20 protein-coding genes and 1 other RNA gene are annotated in these 15,378 nt (G+C 46.6%); 19 read left to right on the plus strand and 2 right to left on the minus strand.

What is annotated here, in order from left to right:
- Positions 1–21 precede the first annotated feature (21 nt).
- Entirely contained in the window at positions 22–945 is a 924-nt protein-coding gene (locus EST42_RS07900) for an MFS transporter (protein WP_425335782.1), read from the plus strand.
- A gap of 43 nt (positions 946–988) precedes the next feature.
- Here EST42_RS07900 and EST42_RS07905 read toward each other — a convergent pair whose 3' ends face one another.
- Entirely contained in the window at positions 989–1,543 is a 555-nt protein-coding gene (locus EST42_RS07905; RefSeq protein ID WP_010369454.1) for an LOG family protein, read from the minus strand.
- A 119-nt stretch (positions 1,544–1,662) separates the two neighbouring features.
- Here EST42_RS07905 and EST42_RS07910 point away from each other — a divergent pair, with 119 nt between their 5' ends.
- From EST42_RS07910 to tsaD, 18 genes are all read left to right on the plus strand, one after another.
- Positions 1,663–2,280: a class I SAM-dependent methyltransferase gene (locus EST42_RS07910; protein WP_134644952.1), complete on the plus strand. Its 618-nt coding sequence runs from the start codon at positions 1,663–1,665 to the stop codon at positions 2,278–2,280.
- On the plus strand, positions 2,261–2,806 hold the full coding sequence (gene tadA / locus EST42_RS07915) for a tRNA adenosine(34) deaminase TadA (RefSeq protein WP_134644953.1): 546 nt from the start codon (positions 2,261–2,263) through the stop codon (positions 2,804–2,806). The genes EST42_RS07910 and tadA overlap by 20 nt, the downstream gene beginning before the upstream one ends.
- Positions 2,807–2,825: 19 nt before the next feature.
- Positions 2,826–2,911: signal recognition particle sRNA small type (ffs, locus tag EST42_RS07920), an RNA gene on the plus strand.
- A 125-nt stretch (positions 2,912–3,036) separates the two neighbouring features.
- A complete protein-coding gene (gene dnaX, locus EST42_RS07925) occupies positions 3,037–4,875 on the plus strand; it encodes a DNA polymerase III subunit gamma/tau (RefSeq protein WP_134644954.1) in 1,839 nt (612 codons plus the stop codon).
- 25 nt (positions 4,876–4,900) lie between these two features.
- Positions 4,901–5,209 carry a YbaB/EbfC family nucleoid-associated protein gene (locus EST42_RS07930; RefSeq protein WP_134644955.1) on the plus strand — a complete coding sequence of 103 codons (309 nt, stop codon included), beginning with the start codon at positions 4,901–4,903 and terminating at the stop codon, positions 5,207–5,209.
- A gap of 36 nt (positions 5,210–5,245) precedes the next feature.
- Positions 5,246–5,845 carry a recombination mediator RecR gene (recR, locus tag EST42_RS07935; RefSeq protein WP_134644956.1) on the plus strand — a complete coding sequence of 200 codons (600 nt, stop codon included), beginning with the start codon at positions 5,246–5,248 and terminating at the stop codon, positions 5,843–5,845.
- Entirely contained in the window at positions 5,845–6,105 is a 261-nt protein-coding gene (locus EST42_RS07940) for a YaaL family protein (RefSeq protein WP_134644957.1), read from the plus strand. The genes recR and EST42_RS07940 overlap by 1 nt, the downstream gene beginning before the upstream one ends.
- A gap of 26 nt (positions 6,106–6,131) precedes the next feature.
- On the plus strand, positions 6,132–6,347 hold the full coding sequence (locus EST42_RS07945) for a hypothetical protein (RefSeq protein ID WP_010369432.1): 216 nt from the start codon (positions 6,132–6,134) through the stop codon (positions 6,345–6,347).
- A gap of 93 nt (positions 6,348–6,440) precedes the next feature.
- Entirely contained in the window at positions 6,441–7,085 is a 645-nt protein-coding gene (tmk, locus tag EST42_RS07950; protein WP_134644980.1) for a dTMP kinase, read from the plus strand.
- A 12-nt stretch (positions 7,086–7,097) separates the two neighbouring features.
- Entirely contained in the window at positions 7,098–7,427 is a 330-nt protein-coding gene (locus EST42_RS07955; RefSeq protein WP_134644958.1) for a cyclic-di-AMP receptor, read from the plus strand.
- 9 nt (positions 7,428–7,436) lie between these two features.
- Positions 7,437–8,447 (plus strand): DNA polymerase III subunit delta', encoded by a 1,011-nt coding sequence (gene holB, locus EST42_RS07960; protein WP_134644959.1) that lies wholly within the window; start codon positions 7,437–7,439, stop codon positions 8,445–8,447.
- Entirely contained in the window at positions 8,444–9,319 is an 876-nt protein-coding gene (gene rsmI / locus EST42_RS07965; RefSeq protein WP_134644960.1) for a 16S rRNA (cytidine(1402)-2'-O)-methyltransferase, read from the plus strand. The genes holB and rsmI overlap by 4 nt, the downstream gene beginning before the upstream one ends.
- A 4-nt stretch (positions 9,320–9,323) precedes the next feature.
- Positions 9,324–10,067, plus strand: coding sequence for an acyl-[acyl-carrier-protein] thioesterase (locus EST42_RS07970; protein WP_134644961.1), 744 nt, complete (start codon positions 9,324–9,326; stop codon positions 10,065–10,067).
- A gap of 40 nt (positions 10,068–10,107) precedes the next feature.
- Positions 10,108–11,100 (plus strand): UDP-glucose 4-epimerase GalE, encoded by a 993-nt coding sequence (gene galE, locus EST42_RS07975; RefSeq protein ID WP_134644962.1) that lies wholly within the window; start codon positions 10,108–10,110, stop codon positions 11,098–11,100.
- Between the two features lie 118 nt (positions 11,101–11,218).
- Complete coding sequence (tsaB, locus tag EST42_RS07980) at positions 11,219–11,941, plus strand: tRNA (adenosine(37)-N6)-threonylcarbamoyltransferase complex dimerization subunit type 1 TsaB (RefSeq protein ID WP_134644963.1); 723 nt, start codon at positions 11,219–11,221, stop codon at positions 11,939–11,941.
- Entirely contained in the window at positions 11,925–12,512 is a 588-nt protein-coding gene (gene rimI, locus EST42_RS07985) for a ribosomal protein S18-alanine N-acetyltransferase (protein ID WP_134644964.1), read from the plus strand. The genes tsaB and rimI (EST42_RS07985) overlap by 17 nt, the downstream gene beginning before the upstream one ends.
- Complete coding sequence (gene rimI, locus EST42_RS07990; RefSeq protein WP_134644965.1) at positions 12,490–12,936, plus strand: ribosomal protein S18-alanine N-acetyltransferase; 447 nt, start codon at positions 12,490–12,492, stop codon at positions 12,934–12,936. The genes rimI (EST42_RS07985) and rimI (EST42_RS07990) overlap by 23 nt, the downstream gene beginning before the upstream one ends.
- 9 nt (positions 12,937–12,945) lie before the next feature.
- The gene (gene tsaD / locus EST42_RS07995) at positions 12,946–13,968 is read left to right on the plus strand and encodes a tRNA (adenosine(37)-N6)-threonylcarbamoyltransferase complex transferase subunit TsaD (RefSeq protein WP_134644966.1); all 1,023 of its coding nucleotides are present in this window, start codon (positions 12,946–12,948) and stop codon (positions 13,966–13,968) included.
- Between the two features lie 64 nt (positions 13,969–14,032).
- Here tsaD and EST42_RS08000 read toward each other — a convergent pair whose 3' ends face one another.
- Entirely contained in the window at positions 14,033–15,022 is a 990-nt protein-coding gene (locus tag EST42_RS08000) for a polyprenyl synthetase family protein (protein ID WP_134644967.1), read from the minus strand.
- Positions 15,023–15,378: the final 356 nt, after the last annotated feature.

Consider the following 15,378-nt stretch of genomic DNA (forward strand, 5'->3'; position numbering starts at 1 on the left):
TTTGCTATTTTTGTTTTGTTGATGGCAATTGGTTCATTGATGCGAATTGCGTCAATGCCATTGCTGTTCTTGGGGACGGTGTTAATCGGGGTCGGCATTGCGACGTTGAACGTGTTGTTGCCTAGTGCAGTTGTTGCCAACTTTCCAACAAAAATTGGGCGCTATACGTCAACGTATTCGTTAGCGATGACAATTGCCACTATCTTGGCGTCATCACTAGCGGTGCCAATTGTTAAGGCCACGAATTGGCAGACACTGATTATGATTTTGTCAGTGATTATTGCGATTGCGTTTGTGGTTTGGTTACCCAACGTTAAGCACAACCACGTCTTGGAGGCACGACCAAAAGACGGGGCGCATACTTCAATTTGGCGCAATAAGCGTGCTTGGTATTTGTTGGCCTATGGTGGTTTACAATCGCTGTATTACTACACGGCCATGGCTTGGTTACCAACAATGGCGCAACAAACGGGTTTGTCGGCCGAAGCAGCTGGTTACTTATCAGGAATCTTTACGCTGATTACATTGCCACTGACGTTTGTGTTGCCAACCGCGTTTACTCGTTGGGGCAACCAAACCCGACGTTGGGTGATGGTCGGCTTTTCAGCATTAGCGTTTATTGGTGTGGGTATGATGCTCTTTAATGGTCATGGGTTCCTGTTTTGGTTGGTTGTTAACCTATTGATGGGCTTCTCTGGTGGGGCGCTGTTCCCGTACTTGTTAACGATGTTCTCAGTTAAGACAACAACCCCAACCCGAACAGCGGAATTGTCAGGAATGGCCCAATCAGGGGGATACCTATTGGCCGCCTTTGGACCAACGTTATTCGGTTACGGTTTTGGACTATGGCATAGTTGGACGATTCAACTGATTGTGTTAATGGTGTTAATTATTTTGATGGCATTGGCTGCCTGGATGGTTGAAAAAACAGATATTATTGCTTAAACAAAAGAGCTGCGTATGACGATAATCATGCGCAGCTCTTTTATTATTCTTCGAATTCACCTTCAAGATACGTGAACGTTTCAGCGACACTTGGCATCAAAGCCAAATGCGATAATCCTTCACGTGTCACAAATTCTGCATCGATGGCCGTTTCAAACCAGGCCACCATATCGTCCCAAAAGCCAGCAATGTTAACTAAGATGATTGGCTTTTCGTAATATCCTAGCTTGGTCCAGGACATCACTTGGCCCAATTCTTCTAAGGTCCCCATGCCGCCAGGCAAAAAGACGAATGCATCCGCTTGATCAAACATCATCCGTTTGCGAGTATCCATGTCAGGAACGTCAATGTGGGTCATTTGTAACTCATGACCGGCTTCTTCTGGTAGAAAACTACTAGGCCGAATACCGGTCACGTCGGCCCCAGCGTTAATCGCATTAACAGCGACTTCGCCCATTAAACCGCTTTTAGAACCGCCATAGACTAATGACCAGCCATGTTCGGCGATACCGTGCCCCATGGCTGCGGCCGCTTCATGGAATTCTTCTAGATGACCGTATTGAGCGCCCATAAAAACGCCGATTGTATGTGTTGTCATGTCATACTCCCCCAAGTACTTTGCTTTTATAATTAGTGCCTTTATCTTACAATGGTTTATAGACTAAAACTTTGAAGATTATCAGGATGTCTGACACCTGAAGATAGAAAGAGGTTCACATGGCTGAACATTATTACACGGCGAACCCAAGTGTTGCGCACGACGAGCACACTTGGACATTCCCGCTTTTTGAACATTCCTTAACGTTTACGACTGACGCAGGTGTCTTTTCTAAGTCTACCGTAGATTTCGGAACACGAACAATGCTAGAAGCGTTTGATCAAGAAATTCCAGCTGGCAAAATTTTGGATTTGGGTGCTGGTTACGGCCCAGTATCGATTGCTTTGGCAACGGTGATGCCTGATCGTGAATTTGTTGCGGCTGAAATTAATGAGCGTGCCGCTGAATTGGTAAAGCGCAATGCCCAAAAGAATGGCGTGTCAGATCGCATCGACGTGGTGTTATCAGACCGTTATTCTGGGGTTGATGGTAAGTTTGCTGCGATTTTGACGAATCCACCGGTTCGAGCAGGTAAGGAAATTGTGTCAGATATGATTGCTGGGGCAAAGGACTATCTGGTTGATGGTGGTACGTTGACCGTGGTCTTGCAGAAGAAACAAGGCGCGCCATCAGCGAAGGCATTGATGACAGAAACGTTTGGTAATGCCGCAACTATCGCGAAGAACAAGGGTTACTATATTTTGGAGAGCGTATACCATGAGCGAGCTGGCGCCTGAACAAGTTGATTATTTCATGGGTGAGGCCATCAAGGAAGCCAAGAAGGCCGGTGCATTAGGTGAAGTGCCGATTGGCGCGGTGGTTGTACAACACGGTGAGATTATTGGCCGTGGCTTTAATTTGCGTGAACGGTTAGAAGATGCTAGTCAACACGCCGAGTTACAAGCCATCACGGAAGCAAACCGGCTGGTGAAGTCATGGCGTCTGCTTGATGCCCAATTGTTTGTCACACTAGAACCATGCATTATGTGCGCCGGCATTATTCAACAGTCGCGGATTAGTGATGTCTACTATGGTGCCGAAGATCCGAAGGCTGGCGCTGTTCACTCGATGTATCACATCTTAGAAGATGAACGTTTGAATCACCAAGTGCATGTGCATCAAGGGATTTGTGAACAGGAATCTGGGGATATGTTGCGTAATTTCTTTCGCGAGATTCGTAAGCAAAAGAAGGCGGAAAAGAAAGCGCGCCGCGCGGCCGAGTTAGCTGCGCAAGAAACCCCTAATGCATTTGCAGAAAAGTAATGCACCTGCTATAATATTGTTTGTGGGGCAAGTGTGCACTTCGAACCGTGTCAGGGTCGGAAGGCAGCAGCACTAAGGAGACCGTGCATTGTGCTTCACTTCTTATGAACTTTAATCGCTAACCGATGTTAATCGGTTGGCGTTTTTTTTACTTTTTTCTGGTAATATAAGAGTAGGAAATATTCTTAGTTGACTGTCTAAATTGACAGTGTTGAAAGGGGTCACACACAATGGCGTATCAGGCGTTGTACCGGACATGGCGTCCGCAAAAATTTAGCGATATGATCGGTCAAGAAGTCGTGACCAAGACGTTGAAAAACGCTATCATGACGGGCCAAACAACGCACGCGTACTTGTTTAACGGCCCACGTGGAACGGGAAAGACATCTGCGGCCAAGATTTTTGCCAAAGCCATTAATTGTTTGAATCCAATTAATGGTGAACCCGATGGTGTTTGTGCCATGTGCCAAGCGGCGGATAATGGTACGTTGGGGGATGTTATTGAATTGGACGCCGCATCAAATAACGGTGTTGACGAAATTCGTGAGATTCGTGAAGATGTGAATTACGCCCCAACGCAAGCGAAGTACAAGGTCTACATCATTGATGAGGTCCACATGTTGTCGACAGGGGCGTTTAATGCGTTGCTGAAGACTTTGGAAGAACCACCAGCTAACGTCATTTTCATTTTAGCTACGACGGAACCACAAAAAATTCCAGCCACAATCATTTCACGTACGCAACGCTTTGATTTTAAGCGAATTGATGCGAAGGCAGCGTACGATCGTATGACGTACATCTTGGATCAACGAGGTGATACATACGATGAAGCGGCCATTCGTGTGATTGCTAACGCTGCTGATGGTGGGATGCGTGACGCGTTGAGTATTCTAGACCAGGCGCTCTCGTTTGGGGATGGCCATGTTACGCTAGAAAATGCGTTGTTAGTGACAGGTTCAGTTACCCAAACATTATTGGGTGAGTACGTACAAGCTGTTGTGCAGCAAGACACCAAGGCGGCCTTAGCGAAGTTATCTGAAGTGTTGTCAGCTGGTAAAGATGCCAGTCGTTTCGTTGAAGATTTGATCAGCTATGCACGTGATTTGTTGTTGCACACTGAAGCGCCCGAATTAATCAGTATTGTACCAGATAATATTTTTAAAGCGTTAGCGAGTGATACACCCGCAACGGTTTGGTACCGTATGATTGATACGCTGAATGATACACAGCAACAACTACGCTATACAAATCGGCCAAGTATCTACTTGGAAGTGTTGACAGTTAAGTTGAGTCAACCGTTGCCAACGACGGCACCAGTGACCGTTGAACGTGTATCAGCAACCAAAGTTGTGGCTGATCCGCAGCCACAGCCACAACGACCACAAGCCGTGGCGTCAGCGCCAGCTCAGTCAATACCGACAGCACCGGTTAGTGAGGCGCCAGTTTCAGAGCCGACACTTGAACCAGCAAGCACGGCATCAGAAGTTAATGAGACGCCGGCAGTTCAGCCGACGCCGGTACCAAGTCGGGTGGCACCACGTGTGAGCGATGATCAAGCAGCAGTGTTTAGCGTTTTGAGTGCCGCGACGCGTGGTGACTTAGACCGGGTTGTTGGCGTCTGGGCAGACATGGTGAATATGTTACCAGTACCGCAACAAGCGATGCTGAATGTGGCGCGCCCAATTGCGGCGTCACCAGAAGGATTGGTTGTCGGTTTTGATTTTGATGTCATCAAGTCAAACGCGATGCGCAATGCGGAGCTACTGAACACGATGGTGACACAAATTCAAAATTTGACCCAAGCGCAACACGAACGCCAATTGGTCTTTGTTAATGCCGAAGAGTGGCCTAAGATGCGGGCAGTCTTTGTGGCACAACGTAAGGGCACTGCCCAAACGACAGCTACCCAACAGCAGGTTGAGACACAAACAGCCAACACTGTGGCGGATGATTTAGCTAGCTTAACGGCGATGGACGTCGCCTCGGAAGCTGAAGCCGGACCGGCACCAGTGGTTGCGGAAGCTGAACGTCTGTTTGGCAGTGATATTGTTGAAGAAATAGATGATTAATTAAGTTAGAAAAGAGGGACCAGATATGTTTGGTGGACAAAATATGCAATCAATGATGAAGCAAGTGAAGAAGATGCAAGAGCAAATGCAAAATGAGCAAGAAGCAATTGCAGCAACGGACTATACGGGTCACGCACCTTCAGATGTTGTGTTGGCAACGTTCAACGGTAACCGCGAATTGAAGGACTTGCAAATCAAGCCAGAAATTGTCGATGCTGACGATGTCGATGGTATGTCAGACTTGATTTTGGTAGCTGTTAACGATGCCTTGCAACAAATCGAGGCTGACCAACAAAAGCGTTTGGGGCAATACGCCCCAAAGGGAATGTTCTAAGAGACAACGCACTTATAGAGGAAGAAGGCGGGTAACGTGCAATATCCAGAACCAATTGCTAAACTAATTGATAGTTACACTAAGTTGCCCGGAATTGGTATCAAGACCGCAACTCGCTTGGCTTTCCACACGATTGATATGCAGGAAGAAGACGTGACAGGCTTTGCCCAATCGTTGATTTCAGCAAAGCGTGATTTAAGCTTTTGCTCAATCTGTGGGAATTTAACGGAAACGCAACCATGTGCCATTTGCTCTGATCCAACGCGTGATCAAAACCAAGTGTTGGTGGTTGAAGAAGTTCGTGACTTAATGGCCATTGAAAATACGGGTGAGTATCGCGGTTTGTACCACGTACTGCACGGTGTCTTGTCGCCCTTGTCTGGCAAGGGACCTGATGACATTAATATTGAGTCATTGGTTACGCGCCTACAAAAAGACGAAGACATTCAAGAAGTTATTGTGGCAACGAATGCCAACGCTGAAGGTGAAGCTACAGCAATGTACTTGTCGCGTTTGTTGAAGCCGGCTGGATTGACGGTGTCACGGTTGGCAACCGGACTATCAGTTGGTAGTGACATTGACTATGCGGATGAGATTACCTTGATCAAGGCCGTGGAAGGAAGGACGAAGCTTTAATGTTTAACTTGTTTAAGCGCCCTCAGGTGGACACGAAAGCATATGATGAACAGCTATCGCAAGCTATCGATCGTGCTAAGTTTGATTATGAAAAGGCGAAAATGTCAGAAGTTGCCATGTTTGAAAGCGATGTTGATCCACGATTGATTAAAGCTGAAACAGATAAAGCGCGACAAAAGTATTTCTTCCTCCTACGGGCAGCACGGCATCGTGATATGAAGGGACATTGGTCAACAGCCTTTGTCCACCCTGAATTGTAGTTAGGATTCGGAAGAGGAGAAGAGTTATGAGCGATAAGACTTATTCAAACGCTGAATTTGGTGCGATTATTGCGAAGAATACGCAATGGTCAGACGCCAATGCAAAGTGGGTGAAGGAACGTTTAATTGATAATTCACGGCTATTGCCAGACCACGGTAGCAAGTGGTCTGAGAAGCGTATTGCGAATTATTTATTTGAATTGGCGTTCGTAAAGCCAGAGAATATTGATTGGTCGATCTAGTAGAATTGGTTGAGCGGTTTAGGTTGAATACCTAAACTGCTTTTTTTTTTGCTATAATGTAGTACAAAACAAAAAGTGAGAGTGGTGACAATGATGGCTGGAACATTTATTTCGTTTGAGGGACCTGATGGAGCTGGAAAGACGTCTGTACTGCGTGCAATCGTCGCTCGGCTACAACCGGTATTGGGAGAGCGGCTGTTGTTAACGCGTGAACCTGGTGGGACGGGGAACAAAATTGCAGAGGCTATCCGTGATTTAGTGCTAGATTCTGCGAATACCGAGATGGATAAGAAGACGGAGGCGTTGTTATACGCAGCGTCACGTCGGCAACATTTGGTTCAGACAATTTTACCAGCGCTTGCGGCTAATAAAGTTGTGATTACAGATCGCTATGTCGACAGTTCAATTGCCTATCAGGGTGGCGGTCGCGAAATTGGTACCGATGCAGTCACGGCGATTAACGACTTTGCAATCGAAGGGATGATGCCGACGGCAACGGTATACTTAGATATCCGACCGGAAGTCGGTCTCAATCGCATTCAAACGACTCGTCAAGATGAAGTGAATCGTTTGGACGTAGAGGCCTTATCATTCCACCAACGGGTTTCTGATGCTTACCATGCGCTAGCGGCGGCGGATCCAGAGCGCTTTTTGATAATTGATGCAGAACAAAATTTAGATGCGGTGATTGCTGACACATGGGCAGCATTGGCACCGGTACTCGGTTTAAAGGACTAGGAGGTTCGGCTTATGAAGATGGTTATCGCGATTGTGCAAGATAAAGATGCGAACAAGTTAGGTTTAGAATTTGTTAAGGCCAATGTGCGTGCCACGCGTTTGGCAACTTCAGGTGGCTTCCTCCGTTCAGGAAACACAACGTTTATGGTCGGAATTGAAGATGACCGTGTGGCTGAAGTGTTAGGGATTATCAAAGAGACGTCACACATGCGTAAGCAATTTATGACGCCAGCGGTTAGCTTGGACGTTTCAATGGAGTCAACAGCTACAACGCCGATGGAAGTTCAAGTTGGTGGGGCTACGGTGTTTGTTCAAGATATTGAACAATTCCACCGCTTCTAAGGAGTGCAGATGGACGCCAAAGAATTAATTGCACAGGCAAATGCGCAACAACCGCAATTAATTGCGCAATTCAAACAGGCGGTGGCAAGTGACCAGCTTGCCCACGCCTTTTTGTTTACTGGACCACGTGGCCGTGGCCAAGGGCTAGTAGCGAATTGGCTAGCAATGCGCCTGATGTGTCGTAACGTAACGGCGGAGGGCCAACCGGATGGGATGTGTGATCAGTGCCAACGTATTTCGTCTAATGAACACCCAGACGTGATTCAATTAGCACCTGATGGCAATAGTATCAAAGTCGATCAAGTTCGCTTCTTGCGGGATGAGTTTACCAAGACAGCGGTTGAAGGTAACCAAAAAGTCTTTATCGTTGCTGGTGCTGATACGATGACGAGTAGTGCAGCAAACGGTCTACTGAAGTTTATCGAGGAACCTGTGGGGCAACAAACGGCGATTTTGATTGCTGAAAACCGGGCACAAATTTTGCCAACAGTGGTGTCACGCACCCAGGTGGTTGATTTTCCAGCATTAGGGCCCGAACAGATGCAGTCATCATTAATGGCGGTCGGTTTCAATGCAACCCAAGCTGATTTAGTTCGGACGCTCACTGACAGCAGTGAGGTGGCGGCTGGGTGGTTGGTTGATGATTGGTTTCAACAAGCTGAGCAGGCCGTTGGCAACCTGGTGACAGCAACACTCAAGAAAGACGATACCGCCTTTACAATGGTGCAAACGAATTTGGTGCCATTAGCTGGTGAACTAGATCGGGCGCGTGTCTTACTTGCGATGATGGCACAAGCTTGGCGTGACATTTTACTAAGCCGAACGGGCGACGTACCAGTGCGCTTTTCAGCTGGTAGTACCTGGCAACGTGATGGACAACGTTATACGACGGCGACGTTGTTAGCTGTCCTGGATATCGTCTTAGCGGCGCCACAACGATTACAAAAGAACATCAATTTCCAAACGACAGTCGAATCGACGGTTTTGGAAAGTCAATTTAAGTTAGCAGGTTTATCATGAATCAACAAAAGAGTTTTGCCACACACACCACGGGTACGCTGTATCTAGTACCAACGCCCATTGGGAACCTGGGTGACATGACCGCGCGTTCAATTGACACGTTGAAAGCGGTCGCGGTGATTGCGGCCGAAGATACCCGTCATACGCAACAATTGTTGAATCAATTCGATATTCAAACTAAACAAGTGTCGTTCCATGAACATAATAAGGAGACACGCATTCCAGAATTGGTGGCGCGCTTAGCTGCTGGTGAGGATGTTGCGCAAGTTTCTGATGCCGGGATGCCATCTATTTCTGACCCGGGGCACGAATTGGTTAAGGCGGTGGTGGCCCAAAATATTCCGGTTGTACCGTTACCAGGGGCGAGTGCAGGTATTACGGCGTTGATTGCCTCAGGTCTTACACCGCAACCGTTCATGTTTTATGGTTTCCTGGCTCGCAAGCCAAAAGAACAACTATCGGAATTACAGAATCTAAATAGCCACACGGAAACGATGATTTTTTATGAGGCACCACACCGTTTGGCCAAAACGCTGCAAATAATTGTGAAGGCATTTGGCCCCGAACGTCAGGTAGTCTTAGCACGTGAGCTAACGAAGCGCTACGAGGAGTTCTTGCGTGGGACAGCGCAAGAGTTGGCAGATTGGGCGAATGAAAATGAAGTGCGAGGGGAATTTGTGATGATGGTGGCAGGAAATGATAACCCAGTTACTGAAGCAGATGATGACCCACTCGCCGATATGACACCAGTGCAAGCGGTCCGTGCTCTGGTTGAATCAGGCATGAAAGCCACGGCTGCTGTGAAGCAAATTGCTAAGGCCCGTGACTTGGACCGACAAGCCTTGTACTTGGAATACCAAGGAGAAAATTAGAACAATGGCAGAAATATACAGTATGCAACACCAAGTGCTGTACTACGAAGCAGACGTAACAGGTAAGTTGAGCTTACCAATGATTTTTAATCTAGCTGTCCTAAGCTCGACCCAACAAAGTGTTGATCTTGAGGTGGGACCAGATTTTGTCCACACACAAGGGATTGGTTGGATTATTTTACAGCACATGGTTGAAATTAATCGCCGACCAAGAATCGGCGAGAATTTAACGTTGCAAACGCTGGCTAAGGAGTTTAATCCCTTCTTTTCCAAGCGCATGTACCGGATTCTTGATGAAGCCGGTAATGTGCTTGTTGAAATCGATGCGTTGTACGCCATGATTGATATGGAACGTCGTCGCATAGCGCGCATTCCACAAGAGATGGTGGATGCGTATGAACCAGAACGGGTTAAGAAGATTCCACGTCAACCAGAGCCACAACATATGATTGCAGATATTCCGGTGGATGTGACGCAAGAATATGTGGTGCGCTATTTGGATATCGATTCAAACCAACACGTGAATAATTCAAAGTACTTTGACTGGATTCAAGACGTGTTGGATCATGATTTTGTGAAGACCCATGAACCAAAGCGCTTGAACATTAAGTACGAGCACGAAGTTTTGTTGGGCGACACAATTAAGTCAGAAGCCCAAACATTGGAAGATGCCACAATTCACCGCATTTGGTCAGGTGATACTTTGTCAGCTGAGGCGGCAATCGAATGGACGGACGCTGAAAATTAAGCTAAACTAAGAAGTAATAAATTATTTAGGAGATACAAACATGGCCATTTTGGTACTTGGTGGAGCCGGATACATCGGTTCACACATGGTTGATACGTTGTTGTCAGATGGACGTGACGTGGTGGTTGTCGACAACTTGTTGACAGGTCACCGTGCTGCGGTTCCGGCAGGAGTGCCTTTTTACGAAGTAGATATTCGTGATAAGGCAGCTTTGCGTGAGGTTTTTGAAAAGGAAAATATTGAACAAGTGGTGCACTTTGCTGCTTCTTCGATTGTCCCAGAATCAATGGCTGATCCGCTAAAGTACTTCGATAACAACACGGCTGGAATGATTGCTTTGTTGGAAGTGATGCTGAAGTTTGACGTGAAGCAAATTGTCTTCTCATCAACGGCTGCAACTTACGGTATTCCTGAAGAAAACCCAATTAAGGAAACGACGCCACAAAACCCAATCAACCCATATGGTGAGTCAAAGCTTCAAATGGAACACATCATGAAGTGGGCTGATGAAGCTTACGGTTTGAAGTGGGTTGCCTTGCGTTACTTCAACGTTGCGGGTGCTAAGGCTGATGGTTCAATTGGTGAAGATCACCCAGTCGAGACGCACTTGGTGCCAATTATCTTGCAAACGGCTTTGGGTCAACGTGAGAAGATTATGATGTTTGGGGATGACTACAACACCCCAGACGGCTTCAATGTGCGTGACTATGTACACGTTATGGATTTGGCCAACGCGCACGTTTTGGCTTTAGACTACTTAGCAAAGGGTAACGAGTCAAATCAATTTAACTTGGGTTCAGCCAACGGCTTCTCAGTAAAGCAAATGGTTGAAGCAGCACGCGAAGCAACGGGTAAGGAAATCCCTGCCGAAGTTGGTCCACGTCGTGCCGGAGACCCAGACTCATTGGTGGCTTCTTCAGCTAAGGCCCGCGAAGTGCTGGGATGGGCGCCGAAGTATGATGACGTTAAGGAAATTATCAAGACGGCATGGACTTGGCACCAACAACACCCACACGGTTACGAAGATCGTTAAAAATCAATTAATAAACCCTAGAGTTTACCACTCTGGGGTTTTTGTGTTAATCCAGAAAAAATGCGGTAAAATAGCAGTTAGACATTTACGCGTAAAAAATGATGGGAGAAAGGTAATCATGAAGATTATTGCCTTTGATACAAGCAATCAGCCACTCAGTGTGGCGTTGTTTGAAGATGACAAACTAATTGGGCAACGGGAGACGAATGTTGCCAAAAATCACTCAGTACAATTGTTGCCTTTTATTGACGAACTAATTCGTGAAGCTGGTTGGCAACCATCAGACCTAGACCGAGTAATTGTGAGCCAAGGGCCAGGATCGTATACGGGCTTGCGGATTGCGGTGACGACAGCAAAAACATTGGCCTTTACATTGCAGATTGCGTTGCAAGGGGTCTCAAGTTTGGCAGTCTTAGCAACGAATGTGGTGCGGTCTGATGCGGTGATTGTACCGATTATGGATGCCCGGAATGACAATTTGTATGCGGGAGGGTATGTCCGCGACAATGATCGCCTGGTCCAGGTTGCGCCAGACCGGCATACCAATGTGCCAAAGTTGATTGCAATGCTTCGTGAAGAGCAACGGCCAGTTGTGTTAGTTGGTGAATGGGCGCGCTTTGTAGATGATTTTCAAGCGACACTGCCAGAAGTGATATTTGCTGAAGATAATTTGCCACATGCAGCTAATATGATGATGCTAACAACGGGCACACCGGTACTAATGGAGATAACTGATATTCATCAATTTGTGCCAAATTATTACCGACTTTCACAAGCTGAGGCAGATTGGGCAAAGGCACACCCTGATGCAGGTGATGGCGTTTATGTGGAAAAGGTTTAAAAACTGGTTACACTGGCAAATGCATCCGCTACCAAAGAGCCTACGAGAATTTAAGCAGACGGTCAGCGTCAAAGGGTTCGATTTTGAATTGGTGCCGGCACAGTATCAAGATGTTGATAAAATGGTGGAATTGGAACGGGAAGCTTACCACGGGGAAGAACCGTGGTCTGCTGATATTTTCCATAGCGAGTTACATCGTTCACGCGAACGGTTATATGTCATCGTTCGCGAACCTGAAACTGGCGCGATGGTAGCCTATATCGGTGCGGCTTTCCGCCCAGGCATCCACGAGGTGCATATTACCAATGTGACCGTTGCACCGCACTGGCAGGGACGAGGTATTGGTACCTTCTTATTGATGTATATGATGACGGTTGCTAAGCAAATTCGCTTTAATCGGATGTCACTGGAAGTACGAGTGTCTAATACAGGTGCCCAACGGCTCTATGAACGTTTAGGGTTCCAAGTAGTGCGACGCAAAGCACATTATTATGAAGACAACGGGGAAGATGCGCTGGACATGGCGCAGATTCTCGGGAGAAAAACAGATGGATTTTACGTTCAGAAATGAAACGACAACTGAGGAACTTTATGCAATTGCCAAGGCGGCGTACAAAGGATCGCCTTGGTCAAAACAAGCCTTTGCAAATGATTTAAAAAACAAATTTGCCCGTTACATGGTTATTGAAGTTGATGGCGAACCGATTGGGTTTGTTGGTGGGACACATTTAGGTGAAGACCTTGAAATTACTAACGTTGCCATCATGCCGGGCGTTCAGGGGCAACATTTAGGTGAGCGCCTGTTGCGTCAATGGTTAATTAGCTTCGATGCAGGTACACGTATTTTACTTGAAGTGCGCCAAGGTAATAAACGAGCAATCAAATTATATGAGCGACTAGGTTTTATTATTTATAACATTCGCGAGGATTATTATCGCGATCCGAAAGAAGATGCATATCTAATGGATGTCACGTTACCATTAGCAACGGAATAGGAGGACAAGATGGCGCGATACATAATGGCATTTGAATCGAGTGCCGACGAAACCAGTGTTGCCATTGTTAAAGATGGTGTTGAAATCGTGAGCTTGGAGACAGCTACTCAGATTAAAAGTCATCAACGTTTTGGTGGCATTGTGCCGGAAGTTGCTAGTCGTCACCACATTGAACAGGTAACGGTATTAGCTGATGCCGCTTTACAGGATGCCGGATTAACATATCAAGATTTGACGGCAATCGCAGTTACTCAAGGGCCTGGCTTGGTTGGGGCCCTGTTGATTGGGGTGACGGCAGCTAAGACGATTGCCTGGGCGCATCAATTACCGTTAGTGCCGGTTATTCACTTAGCAGGTCATATCAGTGCGGCGAACTTCGTGGCGCCCATCCAATACCCGGCCTTAGCATTGATGGTTTCAGGTGGGCACACGGAATTGGTTTTGATGCGTGAGGAATACGATTACCTTGTAATCGGTGATACGCGTGATGATGCTGCTGGTGAAAGTTACGATAAGGTTGGTCGAACGATGGGGCTCCAATATCCATCAGGTAAGACAATAGATGAGATGGCGCACCAAGGTGGACCCACATATGATTTGCCACGCGCACTCATGAACGATGATCGCTATGATTTTTCATTTTCGGGCTTGAAGAGCGCGGTGATTAACTTAATGCATAATGCGGATCAACGTGGCGAAACGGTTGACCATATTAACTTAGCGGCTTCCTTCCAAGCAGCTGTGGTTGAGGTCTTAGTCGCTAAGACACGACGGGCACTGCAAAACTATCCTGTGAAATCATTTATTGTAGCTGGCGGAGTTGCTGCCAACCGTGGTCTGCGTGATGGGCTAACGGCAATGATGGCTGAATTTCCCGAGGCGGCGTTTATTCCCGTGCCAATCAAGTTGGCTGGCGACAACGCAGCGATGATTGGTGCAGCTGGGGATATCGCATATCGGCATGGTAAGCGTGGTGATTGGTCATTAAATGCTAATCCAGCCCTTGAATTCGATTATTTAGAAGAATACTAATAAAAAGCGCGTAACAACTTTTTTCAGCTGTTACGTGCTTTTCTTCTATCATAGTAATGCAGAATTAATCGTTACGGGTGAGCAACGTTTGACTGATATTGATTAAGACACGCTTTGATTCGTGTTCAGGCATATCAGTCAGTCGTTCTAGGGCTGTGTTAGTATAAGCAACCGCCATGTCTTCGGCAACGGATAGTGCACCAGAGCCTCGGACCAACTCGCCTAGGTGAACGGCTTCATTGTCGGTAATCGTAGCACCTTTGGCGAGTAGCGATTGAATCTCCTCGTTGTTTTGCATGGCAATAATCAAAGGCGCTGAGTAGACCCCTTCGCGGACGTCGTTCAAGATTGGCTTACCTAAGGTTGTGCTATCAGCACTGTAATCGAGTAAGTCATCAAGGATTTGGAAGGCCATACCAACGTTGTAGGCAAAGTCAGTTGCGAGGCCCGCAAAATCTTTTGGGGCACGACTGGCAGCGATCCCTAAGTTGGCTGCTAATACAAAGAGGGCAGCTGTCTTACCAGCAATTTGATCTTCATAATTTGCGATGGTCATATCACGCTTGTAGTGATTTGTCCGTTGGGTTAGCTCACCAGATAGGATACGTTCTAGGTAACGTGTGGCCATCCGAACAACGTTAATGTCGTCTGTGTTATCAGCCAACGAACGGAATGTTACGGCGAAGAGGTAATCTCCCGTATACGCAGCAACATCCTTACCAAATCGTGACTGAACAGATTCGGCGTGACGTCGCTTGGGTGAGTCGTCGATGATGTCGTCATGGACAAGTGAGGCTGTATGCAACATTTCTACCGTTGCAGCCAGGTTCAATAATGGTTCACGCTCCGCTGGGAAGAAACGACCAATCAGAATTGTAAATGCAGGGCGTAGCAATTTGCCACCATGCGAGAACATATCTATAAGGGCGGCTTCGACGTCAGCGTCATTGGCGTCTAGGTTAGCTTCGATACGATCTAATACCCCTTGCAGCTCCTTGCGAATAGCAGGGAACTCATCCCATATTGGATGTAATGTTGTTTGTGAATGCGTCATAAGATCGGGAAACTCCTTAATTACTACTATATGTATAGTTGAAATAGGTTAGCCAAAATGTCGAATACCCATAGTCAACATAACTGTATGTGTAAACTAAGTACTATTATATAGGAATCATCATGAATAAACACGATAATTTCGACGCACAAGAATTGAAAAGAAATTCGTAAACATAAAGAGTGGTAATTATTTAAAAAATTAGTTATTATGGTTTCCGGAATTAGTTATGAAACCGGCGTGAAAAAAGGTGATATGTTTGTCACAACAAAGTTGGCGAAAAAGCTTGCTAATACTTTTAGTATGCTGTATTATATTCTAGTACGTTAAATACGGGTGGGTATTTCCCACGGTAT

The organism is Weissella cibaria, from assembly GCF_004521965.1.
GTDB lineage: Bacteria > Bacillota > Bacilli > Lactobacillales > Lactobacillaceae > Weissella > Weissella cibaria_A.

Excerpts from the sequence above, each read along its gene's own strand:
- EST42_RS07900 (WP_425335782.1), top strand. The coding sequence starts at position 22 with ATGGCAATTGGTTCATTGATGCGAATTGCGTCAATGCCATTGCTGTTC.
- EST42_RS07905 (WP_010369454.1), bottom strand. The coding sequence starts at position 1,543 with ATGACAACACATACAATCGGCGTTTTTATGGGCGCTCAATACGGTCAT.
- EST42_RS07910 (WP_134644952.1), top strand. The coding sequence starts at position 1,663 with ATGGCTGAACATTATTACACGGCGAACCCAAGTGTTGCGCACGACGAG.
- tadA (WP_134644953.1), top strand. The coding sequence starts at position 2,261 with ATGAGCGAGCTGGCGCCTGAACAAGTTGATTATTTCATGGGTGAGGCC.
- dnaX (WP_134644954.1), top strand. The coding sequence starts at position 3,037 with ATGGCGTATCAGGCGTTGTACCGGACATGGCGTCCGCAAAAATTTAGC.
- EST42_RS07930 (WP_134644955.1), top strand. The coding sequence starts at position 4,901 with ATGTTTGGTGGACAAAATATGCAATCAATGATGAAGCAAGTGAAGAAG.
- EST42_RS07940 (WP_134644957.1), top strand. The coding sequence starts at position 5,845 with ATGTTTAACTTGTTTAAGCGCCCTCAGGTGGACACGAAAGCATATGAT.
- EST42_RS07945 (WP_010369432.1), top strand. The coding sequence starts at position 6,132 with ATGAGCGATAAGACTTATTCAAACGCTGAATTTGGTGCGATTATTGCG.
- tmk (WP_134644980.1), top strand. The coding sequence starts at position 6,441 with ATGGCTGGAACATTTATTTCGTTTGAGGGACCTGATGGAGCTGGAAAG.
- EST42_RS07955 (WP_134644958.1), top strand. The coding sequence starts at position 7,098 with ATGAAGATGGTTATCGCGATTGTGCAAGATAAAGATGCGAACAAGTTA.
- holB (WP_134644959.1), top strand. The coding sequence starts at position 7,437 with ATGGACGCCAAAGAATTAATTGCACAGGCAAATGCGCAACAACCGCAA.
- rsmI (WP_134644960.1), top strand. The coding sequence starts at position 8,444 with ATGAATCAACAAAAGAGTTTTGCCACACACACCACGGGTACGCTGTAT.
- EST42_RS07970 (WP_134644961.1), top strand. The coding sequence starts at position 9,324 with ATGGCAGAAATATACAGTATGCAACACCAAGTGCTGTACTACGAAGCA.
- galE (WP_134644962.1), top strand. The coding sequence starts at position 10,108 with ATGGCCATTTTGGTACTTGGTGGAGCCGGATACATCGGTTCACACATG.
- tsaB (WP_134644963.1), top strand. The coding sequence starts at position 11,219 with ATGAAGATTATTGCCTTTGATACAAGCAATCAGCCACTCAGTGTGGCG.
- rimI (WP_134644964.1), top strand. The coding sequence starts at position 11,925 with ATGTGGAAAAGGTTTAAAAACTGGTTACACTGGCAAATGCATCCGCTA.
- rimI (WP_134644965.1), top strand. The coding sequence starts at position 12,490 with ATGGATTTTACGTTCAGAAATGAAACGACAACTGAGGAACTTTATGCA.
- tsaD (WP_134644966.1), top strand. The coding sequence starts at position 12,946 with ATGGCGCGATACATAATGGCATTTGAATCGAGTGCCGACGAAACCAGT.
- EST42_RS08000 (WP_134644967.1), bottom strand. The coding sequence starts at position 15,022 with ATGACGCATTCACAAACAACATTACATCCAATATGGGATGAGTTCCCT.